General features: G+C 31.3%; 15 protein-coding genes. 12 read left to right on the top strand and 3 right to left on the bottom strand.

What is annotated here, in order from left to right; all coding sequences use genetic code 11:
- The first annotated feature begins 187 nt into the window (after positions 1-187).
- Positions 188-703 carry an OmpH family outer membrane protein gene (locus V8G69_RS02360; protein ID WP_394880118.1) on the top strand — a complete coding sequence of 172 codons (516 nt, stop codon included), beginning with the start codon at positions 188-190 and terminating at the stop codon, positions 701-703.
- Positions 704-775: 72 nt separating this feature from the next.
- On the opposite strand, the gene V8G69_RS02355 is transcribed toward V8G69_RS02360, so the two are convergent.
- On the bottom strand, positions 776-1,693 hold the full coding sequence (locus tag V8G69_RS02355) for a diacylglycerol/lipid kinase family protein (protein WP_394880116.1): 918 nt from the start codon (positions 1,691-1,693) through the stop codon (positions 776-778).
- A gap of 5 nt (positions 1,694-1,698) precedes the next feature.
- Positions 1,699-2,853, bottom strand: coding sequence for an ATP-binding protein (locus V8G69_RS02350; RefSeq protein ID WP_394880115.1), 1,155 nt, complete (start codon positions 2,851-2,853; stop codon positions 1,699-1,701).
- A gap of 280 nt (positions 2,854-3,133) precedes the next feature.
- On the opposite strand from V8G69_RS02350, the gene V8G69_RS02345 reads away from it, so the two are divergent.
- The 3 genes from V8G69_RS02345 to V8G69_RS02335 all read left to right on the top strand — a co-directional run bounded on the left by V8G69_RS02345 (position 3,134) and on the right by V8G69_RS02335 (position 6,954).
- Positions 3,134-4,321: a phosphoglycerate kinase gene (locus V8G69_RS02345; RefSeq protein WP_394880113.1), complete on the top strand. Its 1,188-nt coding sequence runs from the start codon at positions 3,134-3,136 to the stop codon at positions 4,319-4,321.
- Positions 4,322-4,398: 77 nt separating this feature from the next.
- Complete coding sequence (locus V8G69_RS02340; RefSeq protein ID WP_394880112.1) at positions 4,399-5,952, top strand: LysM peptidoglycan-binding domain-containing protein; 1,554 nt, start codon at positions 4,399-4,401, stop codon at positions 5,950-5,952.
- Between the two features lie 24 nt (positions 5,953-5,976).
- Entirely contained in the window at positions 5,977-6,954 is a 978-nt protein-coding gene (locus V8G69_RS02335) for a DUF4837 family protein (protein ID WP_394880110.1), read from the top strand.
- A 59-nt stretch (positions 6,955-7,013) separates the two neighbouring features.
- Here the strand turns inward: V8G69_RS02335 and V8G69_RS02330 are convergent, their stop codons facing one another.
- Positions 7,014-7,196 (bottom strand): twin-arginine translocase TatA/TatE family subunit, encoded by a 183-nt coding sequence (locus tag V8G69_RS02330; RefSeq protein ID WP_394880108.1) that lies wholly within the window; start codon positions 7,194-7,196, stop codon positions 7,014-7,016.
- Positions 7,197-7,313: 117 nt separating this feature from the next.
- Between V8G69_RS02330 and V8G69_RS02325 the strand changes: the two genes are divergently transcribed.
- From V8G69_RS02325 to rfbD, 8 genes are all read left to right on the top strand, one after another.
- Positions 7,314-8,183: a M23 family metallopeptidase gene (locus tag V8G69_RS02325; RefSeq protein ID WP_394880107.1), complete on the top strand. Its 870-nt coding sequence runs from the start codon at positions 7,314-7,316 to the stop codon at positions 8,181-8,183.
- On the top strand, positions 8,183-9,685 hold the full coding sequence (locus V8G69_RS02320) for a GH3 auxin-responsive promoter family protein (RefSeq protein ID WP_394880106.1): 1,503 nt from the start codon (positions 8,183-8,185) through the stop codon (positions 9,683-9,685). Before V8G69_RS02325 ends, V8G69_RS02320 begins: the two co-directional genes overlap by 1 nt.
- A gap of 26 nt (positions 9,686-9,711) precedes the next feature.
- A complete protein-coding gene (locus tag V8G69_RS02315; protein ID WP_394880105.1) occupies positions 9,712-11,400 on the top strand; it encodes a DUF6909 family protein in 1,689 nt (562 codons plus the stop codon).
- A gap of 15 nt (positions 11,401-11,415) precedes the next feature.
- On the top strand, positions 11,416-12,483 hold the full coding sequence (locus V8G69_RS02310; RefSeq protein WP_394880104.1) for a hypothetical protein: 1,068 nt from the start codon (positions 11,416-11,418) through the stop codon (positions 12,481-12,483).
- A gap of 3 nt (positions 12,484-12,486) precedes the next feature.
- On the top strand, positions 12,487-13,530 hold the full coding sequence (gene rfbB / locus V8G69_RS02305; RefSeq protein WP_394880103.1) for a dTDP-glucose 4,6-dehydratase: 1,044 nt from the start codon (positions 12,487-12,489) through the stop codon (positions 13,528-13,530).
- Complete coding sequence (gene rfbA, locus V8G69_RS02300; protein WP_394880102.1) at positions 13,531-14,400, top strand: glucose-1-phosphate thymidylyltransferase RfbA; 870 nt, start codon at positions 13,531-13,533, stop codon at positions 14,398-14,400.
- A 129-nt stretch (positions 14,401-14,529) separates the two neighbouring features.
- Entirely contained in the window at positions 14,530-15,075 is a 546-nt protein-coding gene (gene rfbC / locus V8G69_RS02295) for a dTDP-4-dehydrorhamnose 3,5-epimerase (protein ID WP_394880101.1), read from the top strand.
- Positions 15,072-15,935, top strand: coding sequence for a dTDP-4-dehydrorhamnose reductase (rfbD, locus tag V8G69_RS02290; protein ID WP_394880100.1), 864 nt, complete (start codon positions 15,072-15,074; stop codon positions 15,933-15,935). Before rfbC ends, rfbD begins: the two co-directional genes overlap by 4 nt.
- Positions 15,936-15,956: the final 21 nt, after the last annotated feature.

The following is a 15,956-nucleotide window of genomic DNA, read 5'->3' as shown; positions in this document are numbered from 1 at the left end:
ACAACCAAACACCTTCCTTTTTTTTAAAAGTCGCTTAAACGGCCTCTATTTGTTTCTTTTTTGATAGTTAAAAACAATATTTGGTTTTGACTATAATAATTTTTTGTTATACTACAAAAACACCAAAGAATCCTCATTAAATTCTATTTTACTTTCCTACTTTTGTTCAAAATTAAAAAAACAAAAAATGAAAAATATTTTATATGTAGTAATGGTTCTAATTGCATTTACATCTTGTCAAAAGGAACAAAAAATTGGATATGTTGATAATGGAAAAGTAATTAATGATTATCAAGGGAAAAAAGATCTTGAGGCAAAATATCAAGCTAAAGATGCTGCTTTTCAAAAAAGAGCAGATAGCATAGGACAAGCGTTTCAATTAGAAGCCCAAACATTTCAAGCAACCGCTAAAAGCATGTCTCCAAAGGCACAACAAGAAAAATACCAAGAGCTTGGTCAAAAACAGCAAATGCTTAAACAACAAATGCAAGCTGAACAACAAGAAATTCAGCAGTCATTTCAAACAGAAATAGACACTTTAATTGTTAAAGTAAAAGGATTTGTAAAAGATTATGGTAAAACTAATGGTTATACATATATTTTAGGAACAAGTGATGCAGCTGCATCAGTATTATATGGTACTGAAGAAAATGATTTAACTCAAACAATTTTAGACGCTTTGAATAAAGAGTATAAAAAATAATTAAGATTAAAATACTGAAAATTAGAGTTTTATAAAAAAAAGTACCAAACTTTTGTTTGGTGTTTTTTTATTTTATGAATAAAAAGAGAAAGACTGAGGAATTATTTGCAAAGTAATATTTCCCTTCCCAATTAACTCGCCATCTGCTTGAATATAAGGCTTTTCATCCTGATTAATTATAATTTCTATATGGTTAGATTTAATGGATTCAACTTTTTTATGGTTGGATAGTTTACCATTAAACAAATTCCCCATGTTTTTCAGAATATCAAGTTTACTTATGTTTTTTACAATACTCACATCAAATAAACCATCAAAAGGATTTGGTGTTTTGGTAAGCTGCATACCTCCACCGGAATATTTGCATAGACCAACTAAAACCATCAGAGTATTTCCAGAATATTTTTTTGAATTGATATAAGTTGTAGAGTTGAAGTTTTTAAATGAAAGCAAACCAATAACTGCACCAAACAAATAAGCTAAAGCTCCTAACGATTTATATTTATGAACTTTATTGACTACAAAACCATCAAAGCCTACACCGGCTAAATTATTAAAGTATATTGGAGAGTTTTTTTGATTTTCAATCTCAATTTTTCCAACATCTTGACAAGATATTTTTCCTTTTTTAATGGTTTCTACAGCAAGATTTATATCCATTGGAATTTGATGGGTCTTTATCCAATCGTTTCCTGTGCCAATTGGAATTATTCCAACATGTATGTCTTTAGAAGGCATTGCTTTCTGTAACATAATACCGTTTAAAATATTATGAATTGTTCCGTCTCCACCAACACAAATAATGTTTCTAAATCCTTTTTCAATTGCTTTTTGGACTAAAGAAACACTATGTTTTGAATGTTCGGTAAATGCAAATTCATAATTAAAACCTGATAAATCTAAATAATGTTTTATTTCAGGCCACTTCCTTAGGCTTTTACCATTTCCAGAAGTTGGATTTATAATAACAAACCATTTTTTGATAGCCATTAACATTAGGCTGTTTTTTTATGAAGTAACCGTGTAAGTTTGATAGACAAGTCTGTTAAAATAATTTTAGAATTACCGTTTCTTTCAATGTGATAGATAGCATCTTGAAGCTCTTCACTAATTTCTAAAATATTACCATCATGAACAAAAGGAGCAAATTTTTCTAATTTAAAAGTGTCTGTTTTCGGTTGAAGATAAACCAGTTGTGAAGCATTATAATTTAACAATAACGCTTGCCTGAAAAAATTCAGACAAAATTGCAAGAATTGTTTTTGGGTTTCTCTACCTGTTTTAGCAATATCCTCACTCCAGTTAATCAAATCATGAATAGCAGTCTTATTTCCTTTAGCTTTAAAAGCACTTCTAATCCAAAAGATGAACCATTCTTCAAACTGTAAGTCTTCAGAATCTTGATAGATTAAATCACAGGCTTTGTTGAAATTTCCATTAGATTGATGTGCTATTTTTGTTGCTACAGCTTCTTCTAAATCGTAATTTTTAATTAGTCCATGTTTTATTACATTCTCTGACAAAGGAGGAAAATGAAGGACTTGACATCGTGATTTTATAGTATTTATAATCTGCTCTTCATCTTCAGCAATTAATATAAAAATGGTTTTGCTTGGCGGTTCTTCAATGAGTTTTAATAACTTATTAGCACAAGCAGTATTCATTTTCTCGGCCATCCAAATCAACATGACTTTATAGCCACCTTCATAGGATTTTAACGAAAGTGATTTTACAATTTCAACAGCTTCATCAACTCCAATTTGTCCTTGTTTATTATCAACCCCAAGTTGTTTATACCAATCAAATAAATTGCCATAAGGCTGCTTTTCTAAAAGTTGTCTCCATTCAGTCATAAAATGATTTGAGACTGGATGGCTGTTTATTTTATCAGTTGTAGTTACCGGAAAAGCAAAATGTAAATCAGGATGAGAAAAACTATTAAATTTTAAGTTACAAGCATGTATTCCATTATTGTTTTCTCCATTCGTGTTATTGCATAAAATGTATTGGGCATAGGCTATTGCCATTGGTAATGATCCACAACCTTCAGGGCCAACAAACAATTGTGCATGTGGAATTCTACCATTATCTACACTTTGTGTAAGATGTTTTTTTATGTATTCTTGTCCTAATATATCTTCAAATAACATAAAACAAACCTACATAATTTTTTTCATTTTGTTTTTTAAAATTTAATTTGAATAAATCAATAACTTGATTTCATGAACGGGCTATTTACTCAATATTTCTAAGGTTAAAATATTGATTTTGAAAAAATATTTACGCTTCAATCGTTTTCGTAAAAAAACACGTTTTGCAGCTCTTTTTAATTAGTTACATTTGTCAAAGAATTAGCTCTCTAAAACATTGTTTTTCAGTAAAAACGAAAACAGTAATTTAAAAAAGATAAAAAATAATAAACATAAACAAATGAAAACGCTTAACGATTTTAATTTCGCAAACAAAAAAGCATTAATACGTGTTGATTTTAATGTGCCTTTAAATGAAAAATTTGAAGTTACAGATGACACAAGAATAGTATCTGCTAAACCAACTATTATAAAAATTTTAGAAGACGGTGGAAGTTGTATATTAATGTCTCACTTAGGACGACCAAAAGGAGTTCAAGACGAATTTTCATTAAGACATATAGCACAGAAAGTTGAAGATATTTTAGGGGTTGAAGTGAAATTTGTTGATGAATGTGTTGGTCCGAAAGCCGAAGCTGCAGCAGCAAGTTTAGAGCCAGGACAAATATTGTTACTTGAAAATTTGCGTTTTCATAAAGAAGAAGAAGCTGGTGATAAAGCATTTTCTGAACAACTTTCCAAATTAGGAGATATTTATGTAAATGATGCTTTTGGAACAGCTCACAGAGCACATGCTTCCACAACTATTGTAGCTCAATTTTTCCCAAATAATAAATGTTTTGGTTATTTATTAGCACAAGAAATTGAAAGCATTGAAAAAGTAATGAAAACTGGAGAAAAACCTGTATTAGCAGTACTTGGAGGAGCTAAAGTGTCTTCAAAAATTACTATTATAGAGAATATTCTTGACAAAGTTGACCACTTAATAATTGGTGGAGGTATGTCGTTTACTTTTGTTAAAGCTCAAGGTGGAAAAATTGGAAATTCAATTTGCGAGGATGATAAAATGGAACTTGCTTTGGATATTTTAAAACAAGCAAAAGCTAAAAATGTTCAGGTGCATATTCCTGTTGATGTGATTGCAGCAGACAAGTTTAGTAATGATGCCAATACTCAAATAGTTGATATTGATAAAATCCCAGACGGATGGGAAGGTGTTGATGCCGGACCAAAATCGCTTGCTATTTTTCATGATATAGTTATGGAAAGCAAAACAATTTTATGGAATGGACCATTAGGTGTTTTTGAAATGGAAAGTTTTGCAAAAGGAACCATAGCCTTAGGAAATTCAATTGCTGAATCAACCAAAAACGGAGCTTTTTCTTTAGTTGGAGGAGGTGATTCTGTCGCAGCTGTAAAACAATTTGGATTTGAAGATAAAGTAAGTTATGTGAGTACTGGAGGCGGTGCCATGTTAGAAAGTTTAGAAGGAATTGTATTACCAGGAATTGCAGCTATTTTAGAATAAATCAATTAAAATTTTCTATTTAAACTAAAAAATACGATTTTAGCAATACCATCGTTTATAAATAAACAAAAAAACACATGGCATTGCGAATTTTCATAATAGTTTTAATAGCAAATATAGGACTCGGTTTCGGGCAAACGAAAGATTCTTTATCTTCTCAAAAAATCAAATTAAATGATTCTTTGATCGATGGGAGCATAGACCTGAGTAAGGTTATTAAAGCTGAAATAGACAGTATTTCAGCTTTAAGTTTTTTAGATAATGACCATGCTGCAAACTTAGACGAAAAGTGGTTGGAAGAGTTGTATAGCAATGATTTGTATGATACCATTTATAATTCAATTACAGGCCTTACTTATGAAGAAGTTGATTATCCAGAACTTTCTACAGACACACTTAAAGCAAGATTAAAAGAGTTAAGCTCTAAAACGCCTTTTAACGTTGAGTATAATTCTGGATTAGAAAGTGTTATTAAATCATATTTAAAAAACAGAAGGGAAACACTTCAAAAGCTTATTACTTTAAGTGCATATTATTTTCCTATGTTTGAGCGTGAGTTGGATAGCCATGATCTCCCTCTTGAAATCAAATATTTATCAATCGTAGAATCGGCTCTTAAACCAAGGGTAAAATCTCGTGTTGGCGCAACAGGGTTATGGCAGTTTATGTATAGCACGGGTAAAATGTATGGATTAGACGTAAGTAGTTATGTTGATGAAAGATGTGATCCTATTAAATCAACTGAAGCTGCCACCAAATATTTATCAAAGCTATATGAAATTTTTGGTGATTGGGATTTAGCATTAGCGGCTTATAATTCTGGCCCAGGAAATGTAACAAAAGCCATTAGACGTTCAGGAGGTTATCAAAATTATTGGAATATCAGACATAATTTACCTCGTGAAACAGCTGGGTATTTACCTGCATTTTTAGCTACCATGTATATTTTTGAATATGCAGAAGAACATGGATTTAAGAAGGCTAAACCAGAATTTGCTTATAAAGAAACCGATACTGTCATTGTAAAACAGATGATAACGTTTGATCAGGTTTCAGAAGTAACAGGAGTTCCAGTTGAAGAATTGCAGTTTTTAAATCCATCATATAAATTAGATATCATACCGTTTATTAAAGATGAAAACTATACTTTGCGTTTACCTAGAAACGTAATTGGCCCTTTTGTAAATAATGAAAAACAAATTTATGCTTATGCTAAGGCAGAATTTGATAAACGCGAAAAACCATTACCGCAGTTTTTTGAAGCAGATAGCAAAACAACTTATCGGGTTAAATCAGGAGATTTTTTAGGAAAAATTGCACGACATTATGGTGTTAGAGTAAGTCAAATTAAACAATGGAATGGTTTAAGAACCAACAATATAAGTGTAGGGCAACGACTAACTATTTATCCAACAAAACCTCATTTTGTGACAAGTTCTACCGTAGCTAAAACTACTGTTCATAAGCAAAATTCTGGAAATGGAGAGTACTATACGGTTAAAGAAGGAGACTCCTTATGGAGCATCTCCCAAAAATTTTCTGGAGTTTCTGTTCAAAATATTAAAGATTGGAACGATATTAGTGGTAATCATTTAAAACCAGGAATGAAACTTAAAATATCAAAAGGATAAGTTCCTTTTAACTTTAATTAAATCATGAAAAAATCTTTTTTAATTACATTACTATTAGTCCTTATTTTCTCATGTGGAGACGACAAATCAAAAAACAATAAAATACTTTCTGATTCTTCGGGAAACATCAATAACATATCGGTTGTTGTTGATAATGATATGTGGAGTGGAAGTGTGGGAGAATCTATTAGATCCATACTAGCAACAACAGTTGATGGATTGCCACAAGACGAACCTATGTTTAGCATGAACCAAATTCCCCCTTCGGTTTTTAGTGGCTTTGTTACCAAAAATAGAACGATTTTAAAAATAGAAGTACATGATAAAGCAGCATTTGCAGTTTTTGATGATGTCTATGCTAAACCACAAAAAGTTGTAGTTGTTTCAGGACCAAGCAAAGAAGCCATAACAAATGAAATCACTTCAAATGCTTCAAAAATAATTAATGCTTTTAAAAGTGAAGAACTTAAGGAAAAGCAAAGACGTATTAATTTGTCACTACACAACGACAAGTCAATTGAAGATAAATTAGGTGTTAGCATTAAGTTTCCAACAGCTTATAGAGTTGCAAAAGAAGACAACAAATTTTTTTGGATTCGTAAGGATATCAAAACAGGCTCCATGAATTTAATGTTATATGAGTTGCCATATGAAGTTGTAAAACGAAGCGATAGTGTTGTTAATACAATTATTAAAATAAGAGATTCTATTGGTGAAAAATACATTCCAGGACCAGTTGAAGGCTCTTATATGATTACAGAAAACGCTTATACACCATTTCATTTTGAAACAACCTTAGACAAAAAACCTGCTTTAGAAACAAAAGGCCTATGGGATGTTAAAAATGCATTTATGTCTGGCCCGTTTATAAATTATACTATTGAAGATAAAGAAAATAAAAGATGGCTAGTTATAGAGGGCTTTGTTTTTGCGCCTTCGGTTGAAAAAAGAGATTACATGTTTGAATTAGAGGCAATAATTAGCTCTGTAAAAATCAAATAGATAGATAAAAAAATAAAAAAAAGCCAACACATCGTGTTGGCTTTTTTTAAAAGAAGTCATTATTCTTTTTTATTGTCTTTTTTATCGTCTTCCTTGCTAGCGTCTTTAAACTCTTTAATGCCGCTACCAAGTCCTCTCATTAATTCAGGTATTTTCTTCCCTCCAAACAATAATAAAACAACTACAACAATCAGAATAATTTGAGGTGCTCCAATTACCAACGGTAACATATATAAACTCATAACGTATGTTTTTAAAGAACAAAGTTAATAATTAAAGTTTAATAAAAACGTTTTAAACATAACTTTAGCATAAAGCAATAACGTCTTGCGATATTTTTATTTAATTTTGTTTTTAACATGAGTAAAAAAAAGAAAAACCCTAGCAGATTAGGCAGAAAACTCCTTGATAAGTATAGGCTAGTTATACTTAATGAGGAAACATTTGAAGAGCGCGTCTCATTCAAACTAAACAGATTAAACGTTTTTGTTTTAGCATCGTTATCAACTATTATCTTAATTGTTTTAACTACAGTTTTAATAGCTTTCACATCTTTAAGGGAATACATTCCAGGATATTCTTCTACCGCTTTAAAAAAGAAGGCAACAGAATTGAGTTATAAAACAGATTCCTTACAACAAATTCTTATTATGAATGAGAAATATTATGCTTCTATAAAAAAGGTTTTGCAAGGAGATGTAAGTTCGGTAGATTTTAATAGAGACTCTATAATTCAAGCAGTAAAATTAGAAGCAAGTCAAGTTGATTTAAATCCTATTTCAGAAGATTCATTATTACGCCAAAAAGTGGATAAAGAAGACAAATACAATCTATTTGAATCGGCCACATCAGCTACAAACTTTGTGTTATTTCCACCTGCCAATGGCCCTATAAGTGAGTCATATAATGTAAAGGAAAAGCATTTTGCCGTTGATATTGTAGTTGCAAAAAACACGCCAATAAAATCTACCGCAGATGGTGTTGTTATCTTTGCAGAATGGACGGCAACAACAGGTTATGTTATAATTATAGAACACAGTTATGGTTTAATTTCTGTATATAAACATAATGCATCTTTAACTAAGTCTCAAGGCGATTTGGTTAAAGCAGGAGAAGTTATTGCCACGGCTGGAAATTTAGGAGAACTTTCCACTGGTCCACATTTACATTTTGAACTGTGGAATGATGGATACCCTATCAATCCAACAAACTTTATAGATTTTAAATAATGCTATCAATAAAATCTGCTTTAGCAAAACCATTTGCAAAAATTGTCTTTAACCGCATTCAAAAATGGGCTAAAAATCCTATTGAAACCCAAGAAAAGGTATTTCAAGATTTAATTAGTAAGGCGGCTGAAACTGAATTTGGTAAAAATCATGACTTTATTAGTATCAACTCTTATCATGATTTTATTAAAAGAGTTCCTGTAAGGGATTATGAAGATATTAAGCATTATATTGAAAAAGTAGTTGCAGGAAAAGAAAATGTACTTTGGCCAGATAAACCTATTTATTTTGCAAAAACATCAGGAACCACTTCAGGTTCTAAATATATTCCTATAACAAAGGAAAGTATGCCTTATCATATAGAGGCCGCCAGAAATGCAATTCTGCTTTACATTCACGAAACAGGAAACAGCAAGTTTGTTGATGGGAAAATGATTTTCTTACAAGGAAGTCCAATTTTAGACAAAAAAAACGGAATTCAATTAGGCAGGCTTTCAGGAATTGTTGCGCATTATGTTCCTAAATATCTTCAAAAAAACAGATTGCCTTCTTATGAAACGAATTGTATTGATGACTGGGAAACAAAAGTAGATGCTATTGTTGAAGAAACACTTCCAGAGAACATGACAGTTATTTCAGGAATACCTTCATGGGTACAAATGTATTTTGAAAAACTTCAACAAAAAACAGGAAAAAAAGTAGGCGATATTTTTAAGAATTTTAATCTATTTATTTTTGGAGGCGTTAATTACGAACCGTACAGAGCGAAGTTTGAGAATTTAATTGGAAGAAAAGTTGATAGTATAGAATTATATCCAGCTAGTGAAGGATTTTTTGCATTTCAAGATAAGCGAAATGAAAAAGGGATGTTACTATTATTAAATTCTGGAATTTTTTATGAGTTTATTAAGGCAGATGAATTTTTTAGTGAAAACCCTAAACGAATTACCATTAAAGATGTTGAACTAGGAGTAAACTATGTCATGATTATTTCAACCAGCGCCGGTCTTTGGGCATACAATATTGGTGATACTGTTGAATTTACATCATTAAAACCATATAGGGTTATTGTTTCAGGAAGAATTAAACATTTCATTTCGGCTTTTGGAGAACATGTAATAGGTAAAGAAGTAGAACACGCTATGTTAGATGCAACCACGGGAACTTCCATTAGAATTACAGAATACACAGTTGCTCCTCAAATAACACCTAACGAAGGATTACCATATCATGAATGGTTTGTTGAGTTTGAAAACGAACCTGATGACTTGTTGGGATTAGCAAAAAAAATTGATGAATCACTTCAAAAACAAAACTCCTATTATTTTGATTTAATCAATGGAAAAGTTTTACAACCATTAAAAATAACAAAAATTAAAAAGGATGGGTTTCAAGAATACATGAAATCCATTGGAAAACTAGGAGGCCAAAACAAAATACCTCGACTGTCAAATGATAGAAAGATTGTTGAGGTTTTCCCTCAACTAAATTTAGTTAAATAGTAGTATCTTTGCTCAGTAAAAAATGTATGAAAGATAAAAAAAGACACGAGCGAACTAGAGCTCAAGAAAGTACAAATGCCATTGAACGAATGTATATCACTATGCGTCATTTGTTTAACAGGGGTTTTTATAAACCCATGGGAATTTCTGGCGAAACCTTAAGGCAATCATTATTATTATTACGTCCTGAAATTTATGGGTCAATAGGAGATGAAAAGGCAGAACTAAACGGGTTACTTTATGTAATTGAAAGACTTCCTCAAGGCATAGAAGAATGCACTTTTATTAATTTAACAAGCGATGAAGGATATTCAAACTCACATTTTGTACCAATAATTCCAGAAAAAAGAAGGCGTAATTGTTATAGGATAGATTCTGAACAAATGAATATTGAAATTACTCGTGGGCGTTCAGAAATCTACGATATTTTAACGCATTTAACCTTTCTTTTTATTGAATCACATAAAATCAGCAATCGTGTTTTAATAGATGAAATTGGTTCTACTACCAGAGATTGGGTGAAACTTGAAAGTGCTGCTTTATCAAGAAAAAAACTAACCCAACAAGAGCGAGAAATAGCCATAACCCATATGGCAAATATTTTAGGAAGAACCTTTAATGAATTACAAGAAATTTATGACGATTTTGCTACGGATTCTCAGCCAGAGAGATTGCTTCACATTATTTATTGGTTAGGAAAATTAGCCATTGAAGAACAGATAAACAACAATAAGAGAACCATTACTTTTAGCCCTGTTTTAAGAGAACGGTTAGGGCATCATATTCATGGAGAAGTTTGGGCAGATGACATAAAAGAAGTACTTTTTAAAAATGATTTATTAGACAGGCCAATTCATATCATTAGCGCAAACATGCATAGTGTAATGAATTCGTTGTTTGCTCCAAAAGCCTTAAAACCTCTTCTTGCCAAAAAGGCTATTTTTGAAATATATGAAGCTTTAAGTATTGGTAGCAATAGTGATTTACGTAATAAAGTAACCAAAGAAGCGTTACAAAACGGAATGATATTTATTGCAGATAAATCTGGAACCAATATTGACGTTCAAATTTTTGACACAGCTAAAATTGATTTTTCAAATGTAGATATTCAAGCTAATGAAGCTGTTATAAAATCTGAAAAACCGGTAATTCTTGTTATGGATTATGCGTTTGGTGAGCAAGCTTATGAAACCATAGATGAATTGCTAAAGCCTTATAAAGCAAAAGGGAAAAAAGTACATCTTAATGTAGAATCTGTTTCTATTATGGGAAAAGCAGGTATTTTAGAAGGAGGCAAAGGAGACATTATGATTCCAACAGCCCACATTTTTGAAGGAACTGCAGACAATTATCCTTTTAAAAATGAGTTATCAAAAACAGACCTTGAAGGACAAGGGGTTGATGTGTATGAAGGCGCTATGATCACCGTTTTAGGAACCTCATTACAAAACAAAGATATTTTAAAATTCTTTTTTAACTCAACCTGGAGTGTCATTGGTTTGGAAATGGAAGGAGCCCATTACCAAAAAGCCATTCAATCGGCTTCAAAAGTGAGGGGAAGTATAAGTCCTAATGTTAAAGTAAGATATGCTTATTATGCTAGTGATAATCCGTTAGAAACAGGTAGCACTTTAGCATCAGGTGGCTTAGGGACTTCAGGAGTAAAACCAACATATTTAATAACCAGAAAAATATTAGAACAACTATTTAACTAACACAAATATATAATTATGAGTAAAGAATTGCCAGAACCACAGCAATCAGAAGAAGTCGATTTAGGACAATTATTCAAATTAATTGGAAATGCTTTTGACCGTTTTTTTAAGTTTATTGGAAGCATTTTAAAGAATATATTTTTAGCATTTGTATGGTTTGTGTTTTTTATTAAAAAACATACTTTAAAATTTATAATTGCAGCAGCTGTTGGTATAGGTTTAGGGTTTTTATTAGAAAAAACCACAGAACCAGTCTATAAATCGTCTGCCACAATTAAGCAAAACTATCGAACAGGTGAAAACTTATATAGTTCTATTGGTTACTACCAAGATTTAGTAAATCAAAATGATGTAGGCACGCTAAAAAAATCACTGAATATAGAAGAATCAGAAGCTGCTTCTATTTTAGGTTTCGATATAAAGCCTGTTGTTACAGAAAATGAAAAACTTCAAAATTTTGATGCTTATATCAAAACATTAGATTCTACCGTTGCTTCAAAAGTAACTTATGAAGATTTTATAAGCAATTCAGAAGCTTATACTTACAAGTATCAGCAAATTGAAATAAAAGCAAAGGCAAGAAATAATTTTAAAAAAGTATTTGATAAGATCATTGATAATATAGATACTAATGAATTCTTTAAAAGAGAACAGGAAAAGGATTTAACACAATTAGAAGGAGAAGAAGAAACTCTTTTAGAGGCTTTAAAACAATCGGATTCTCTACAAAACACCTATAAGCGTGTATTAGAGAAGGTAATAGATAAAGAAAAAACAGCACAAACGAGTATAACAATTGAAGGATCTACCCAAACTGATAAAACAAAAGAATTTGATTTGTATAAAAGTGATTTAGAAATAAGAGAGAAGTTGGTTGAAAATAGAAGAAAACAAGCTGACAAAAAATATGTTATTGAAGTAATATCTAGTAAGCAAGAAAGTGGTATAATAGATAAAACAAAGGTAATATTTGGAAAATCAATCAGCGCTAAAAGGTTTTATGTTATAGCACTTGTTTTTCTAACTTTTATAGCCTTGTTAGGTTTAGAGTTTATTAAATTTTTAGAGAAATTTAAAAACTAATAAATGAATATATTAGTTACTGGTGGTGCGGGATTTATTGGGTCACATGTAGTGAGACTATTTGTGGAAAAATATCCAAATTACCTTATTTTTAATTTGGACGCCCTTACTTATGCTGGTAATTTAGAGAACTTAAAAGACATTGAAGATAAATCGAATTATACTTTTTTAAAAGGTGATATAACAGACGAAGTATTTATAAGCAGCATATTTGAAGCATATAAGTTTGATAGGGTGATTCATTTAGCAGCAGAGTCTCATGTAGACAGATCCATAAAAGACCCCTTAGCCTTTGTTAAAACGAATGTGATAGGCAGCATGATTCTTTTAAACGCATTTAAAAATACTTGGAAAGATGACTTTAATAATAAATTGTTTTATCACATAAGTACTGATGAAGTTTATGGAACTTTAGGGGAAGCAGGATTGTTTACAGAAAAAACCTCATATAATCCGAATTCTCCCTATTCAGCATCAAAGGCCAGTTCTGATCATTTTGTAAGAGCTTATGGCGAAACGTATAACTTGCCATATCTTATTACCAATTGTTCAAATAATTATGGACAAAATCAATTCCCTGAAAAGTTAATTCCTTTATTTATCAATAATATCATCAATAATAAATCATTGCCTGTTTATGGAGACGGTAATTATACCAGAGATTGGCTATATGTGATTGATCATGCCAGAGCTATTGATTTGATTTTTCATAAGGGAACTATTGGAGAAACTTATAATATTGGTGGTTTCAACGAATGGAAAAATATAGATTTGGTTAAGTTGTTATGTAAACAGATGGACTATAAATTAAATAGACCAGAAGGGACATCACAAAAGCTAATTGCTTATGTTAAAGACCGTCCTGGGCATGATTTAAGATATGCTATAGATGCCTCAAAAATAAACAAAGAATTGGGTTGGAAACCTTCTGTGACTTTTGAAGAAGGACTTTCTTTAACAATAGATTGGTATTTAAACAATGAAGATTGGCTAAAAAATGTAACTTCAGGGGAATATCAAAAGTATTATCAAAAGCAATATAACTAGATGAAAGGAATTATATTAGCAGGCGGCTCAGGAACAAGGCTTCACCCCTTAACATTATCAGTAAGTAAGCAGCTCATGCCTATTTATGATAAACCTATGATTTACTATCCGCTTTCTACTTTAATGTATGCTGGGATTAATGAAGTATTAATAATTTCAACCCCGAAAGATTTACCGTTATTCAAAGAGTTGTTGGGTGATGGCAAAAAGTATGGCTGTAGATTTGAATATGCCGTTCAAGAACATCCAAACGGATTAGCTGAGGCATTTATTATAGGTGAAGATTTTATTGGAAAAGATAAAGTTGCTTTAATTTTAGGAGATAATATTTTTTATGGAACAGGTTTAGCAAAACTTTTACAAGAAAATAATGATCCCGAAGGAGGTATTATTTACGCTTATCGAGTGCATGATCCAGAGCGTTATGGTGTAGTAGAATTTAGTAATGATGGTCATGTCATATCAATTGAAGAAAAGCCTAAAGAGCCAAAATCAAATTATGCAGTTCCGGGTGTTTATTTTTATGATAATTCGGTAGTTGAAATAGCCAAAAACATCAAGCCAAGCCATAGAGGGGAGCTGGAAATAACCGATGTAAATAAAGAATATTTAAAGCAAGGAAAGCTTAACGTAAGTATTTTGGATAGAGGAACCGCTTGGTTAGATACTGGAACCTTTCAATCCTTAATGCAGGCGTCTCAATTTGTGGAGGTTATTGAAGAACGACAAGGTTTAAAAATTGGCGCTATTGAAGGCGCAGCTTACGAGATGGGATTTATCAATGAAGATCAATTTATAGCTTTAGCAGAGCCCTTATTAAAAAGCGGTTATGGGAAGAATTTATTAGGTTTATTACATCGCAAAGGGTGATGGCTTTATTATAAAGGGATGAGATTCCTCACTGTGTTCGGAATGACAGAGATTTGTAAGATGCTGTTTTGTCATTTCGACGTTAGGAGAAATCCCATTAATGAATAATTTTAGAGAATAGAAAAATACATGGTTATAAAAGAAACTAAATTAAAAGGTTGTTTTATATTGGAGCCTAAAGTTTTTGGAGATAGCAGAGGTTATTTTTTTGAAAGTTTCAACCAAAAAAAATTTAATGATTTAGTAGGGCTGGAGATTAATTTTAATCAGGATAATGAATCTTTCTCTACTAAAGGTGCTTTAAGAGGCTTACATTATCAAGTAGGAGAGTATGCCCAAGCAAAATTGGTAAGAGTTATAAAAGGAAATGTCTTAGATATTGCTGTAGATATTAGAAAAGATTCTCCCACTTTTGGAGAGTATGTATCGTTGGAGCTATCGGAAGAAAATAAAGCACAATTATTTATTCCACGAGGCTTTGCTCATGGCTTTATTGTGTTAAGTGACTCTGCAATCTTTTCGTATAAATGTGATAATTTTTATAATAAGGAATTTGAAAGGGGTATTATTTATAATGATAAAGATTTAAATATAGATTGGAAATTTGATGAAAAAGAATTCATCATTTCTGAAAAAGATTTAAAATTGCCAACCTTAAAAGAAGCTGTTTTATGACAACTATTTTGGTCACTGGAAGCCATGGACAATTAGCAAGCTGTATAAAAGATGTTGAAAAAAAGTATGCCAATTTAGATGTTATTTATACAGATTTTTTGGAACTGAATATTTGTGATTTAAATCAAGTTCAAGCTTTTTTTAAAGCTAATAAACAAATAAATTATTGCATCAATTGTGCAGCTTATACAGCTGTTGATAAGGCGGAAAATGAAATTGATAAAGCTTTTGATATCAATGCAAGAGGAGCAAAAAATGTAGCTTTAGCATGTAACGAGTACGGAGTTGTTTTAATTCATATTTCCACAGACTTTGTATTTGATGGTGAAAAAAGTGAGCCTTACATAGAAACAGATGTTGCTAATCCAATTAGCGTGTATGGAGCGTCTAAATTGCAGGGAGAAGTTGAAATACAGCAATTATTAAAAGAACATTTTATTATAAGAACCTCATGGTTGTATTCTGAGTATGGTCAGAATTTCATGAAAACTATGTTACGATTAGCCGAAACAAGAGATGAAATTAGCGTAGTTGGGGACCAAATTGGGACACCTACTTATGCAGGAGATTTAGCAGAAGTTATATTAACCATTATCGATTCTAAAAGTGAATCTTATGGTATTTATCATTATAGCAATGAAGGAGTGGTGAGCTGGTATGAGTTTGCTAAGGCGATTTTTGAATTATATCATAAAAAGATAAAAGTTGTTTCCATTGTAACAACTGATTATCCAACACCTGCAAAGCGACCTAGATACAGCGTTTTAAGCAAAGTGAAAATTAGAAGCCAGTTTGCTGTTTCTATATTAGATTGGAGTTTGAGTCTAGAAAGAACTCTTAAAAAGTGTGTTGTAAATTAATTTTAGACTTCTTTTGGTTCA

Source organism: Gaetbulibacter sp. M235, from assembly GCF_043876835.1.
Lineage (GTDB): Bacteria > Bacteroidota > Bacteroidia > Flavobacteriales > Flavobacteriaceae > Yeosuana.
Note: the sequence above shows the minus strand (reverse complement) of the source record. Positions and strands in the feature narration are given on the sequence as shown.

What these genes read in the sequence shown, in the direction of transcription:
- V8G69_RS02350 (WP_394880115.1), bottom strand. Translation starts at nt 2,853, where the DNA reads ATGTTATTTGAAGATATATTAGGACAAGAATACATAAAAAAACATCTT.
- V8G69_RS02355 (WP_394880116.1), bottom strand. Translation starts at nt 1,693, where the DNA reads ATGGCTATCAAAAAATGGTTTGTTATTATAAATCCAACTTCTGGAAAT.
- rfbA (WP_394880102.1), top strand. Translation starts at nt 13,531, where the DNA reads ATGAAAGGAATTATATTAGCAGGCGGCTCAGGAACAAGGCTTCACCCC.
- V8G69_RS02310 (WP_394880104.1), top strand. Translation starts at nt 11,416, where the DNA reads ATGAGTAAAGAATTGCCAGAACCACAGCAATCAGAAGAAGTCGATTTA.
- V8G69_RS02315 (WP_394880105.1), top strand. Translation starts at nt 9,712, where the DNA reads ATGAAAGATAAAAAAAGACACGAGCGAACTAGAGCTCAAGAAAGTACA.
- rfbC (WP_394880101.1), top strand. Translation starts at nt 14,530, where the DNA reads ATGGTTATAAAAGAAACTAAATTAAAAGGTTGTTTTATATTGGAGCCT.
- V8G69_RS02330 (WP_394880108.1), bottom strand. Translation starts at nt 7,196, where the DNA reads ATGAGTTTATATATGTTACCGTTGGTAATTGGAGCACCTCAAATTATT.
- rfbD (WP_394880100.1), top strand. Translation starts at nt 15,072, where the DNA reads ATGACAACTATTTTGGTCACTGGAAGCCATGGACAATTAGCAAGCTGT.
- V8G69_RS02320 (WP_394880106.1), top strand. Translation starts at nt 8,183, where the DNA reads ATGCTATCAATAAAATCTGCTTTAGCAAAACCATTTGCAAAAATTGTC.
- V8G69_RS02335 (WP_394880110.1), top strand. Translation starts at nt 5,977, where the DNA reads ATGAAAAAATCTTTTTTAATTACATTACTATTAGTCCTTATTTTCTCA.
- V8G69_RS02360 (WP_394880118.1), top strand. Translation starts at nt 188, where the DNA reads ATGAAAAATATTTTATATGTAGTAATGGTTCTAATTGCATTTACATCT.
- V8G69_RS02325 (WP_394880107.1), top strand. Translation starts at nt 7,314, where the DNA reads ATGAGTAAAAAAAAGAAAAACCCTAGCAGATTAGGCAGAAAACTCCTT.
- V8G69_RS02345 (WP_394880113.1), top strand. Translation starts at nt 3,134, where the DNA reads ATGAAAACGCTTAACGATTTTAATTTCGCAAACAAAAAAGCATTAATA.
- rfbB (WP_394880103.1), top strand. Translation starts at nt 12,487, where the DNA reads ATGAATATATTAGTTACTGGTGGTGCGGGATTTATTGGGTCACATGTA.
- V8G69_RS02340 (WP_394880112.1), top strand. Translation starts at nt 4,399, where the DNA reads ATGGCATTGCGAATTTTCATAATAGTTTTAATAGCAAATATAGGACTC.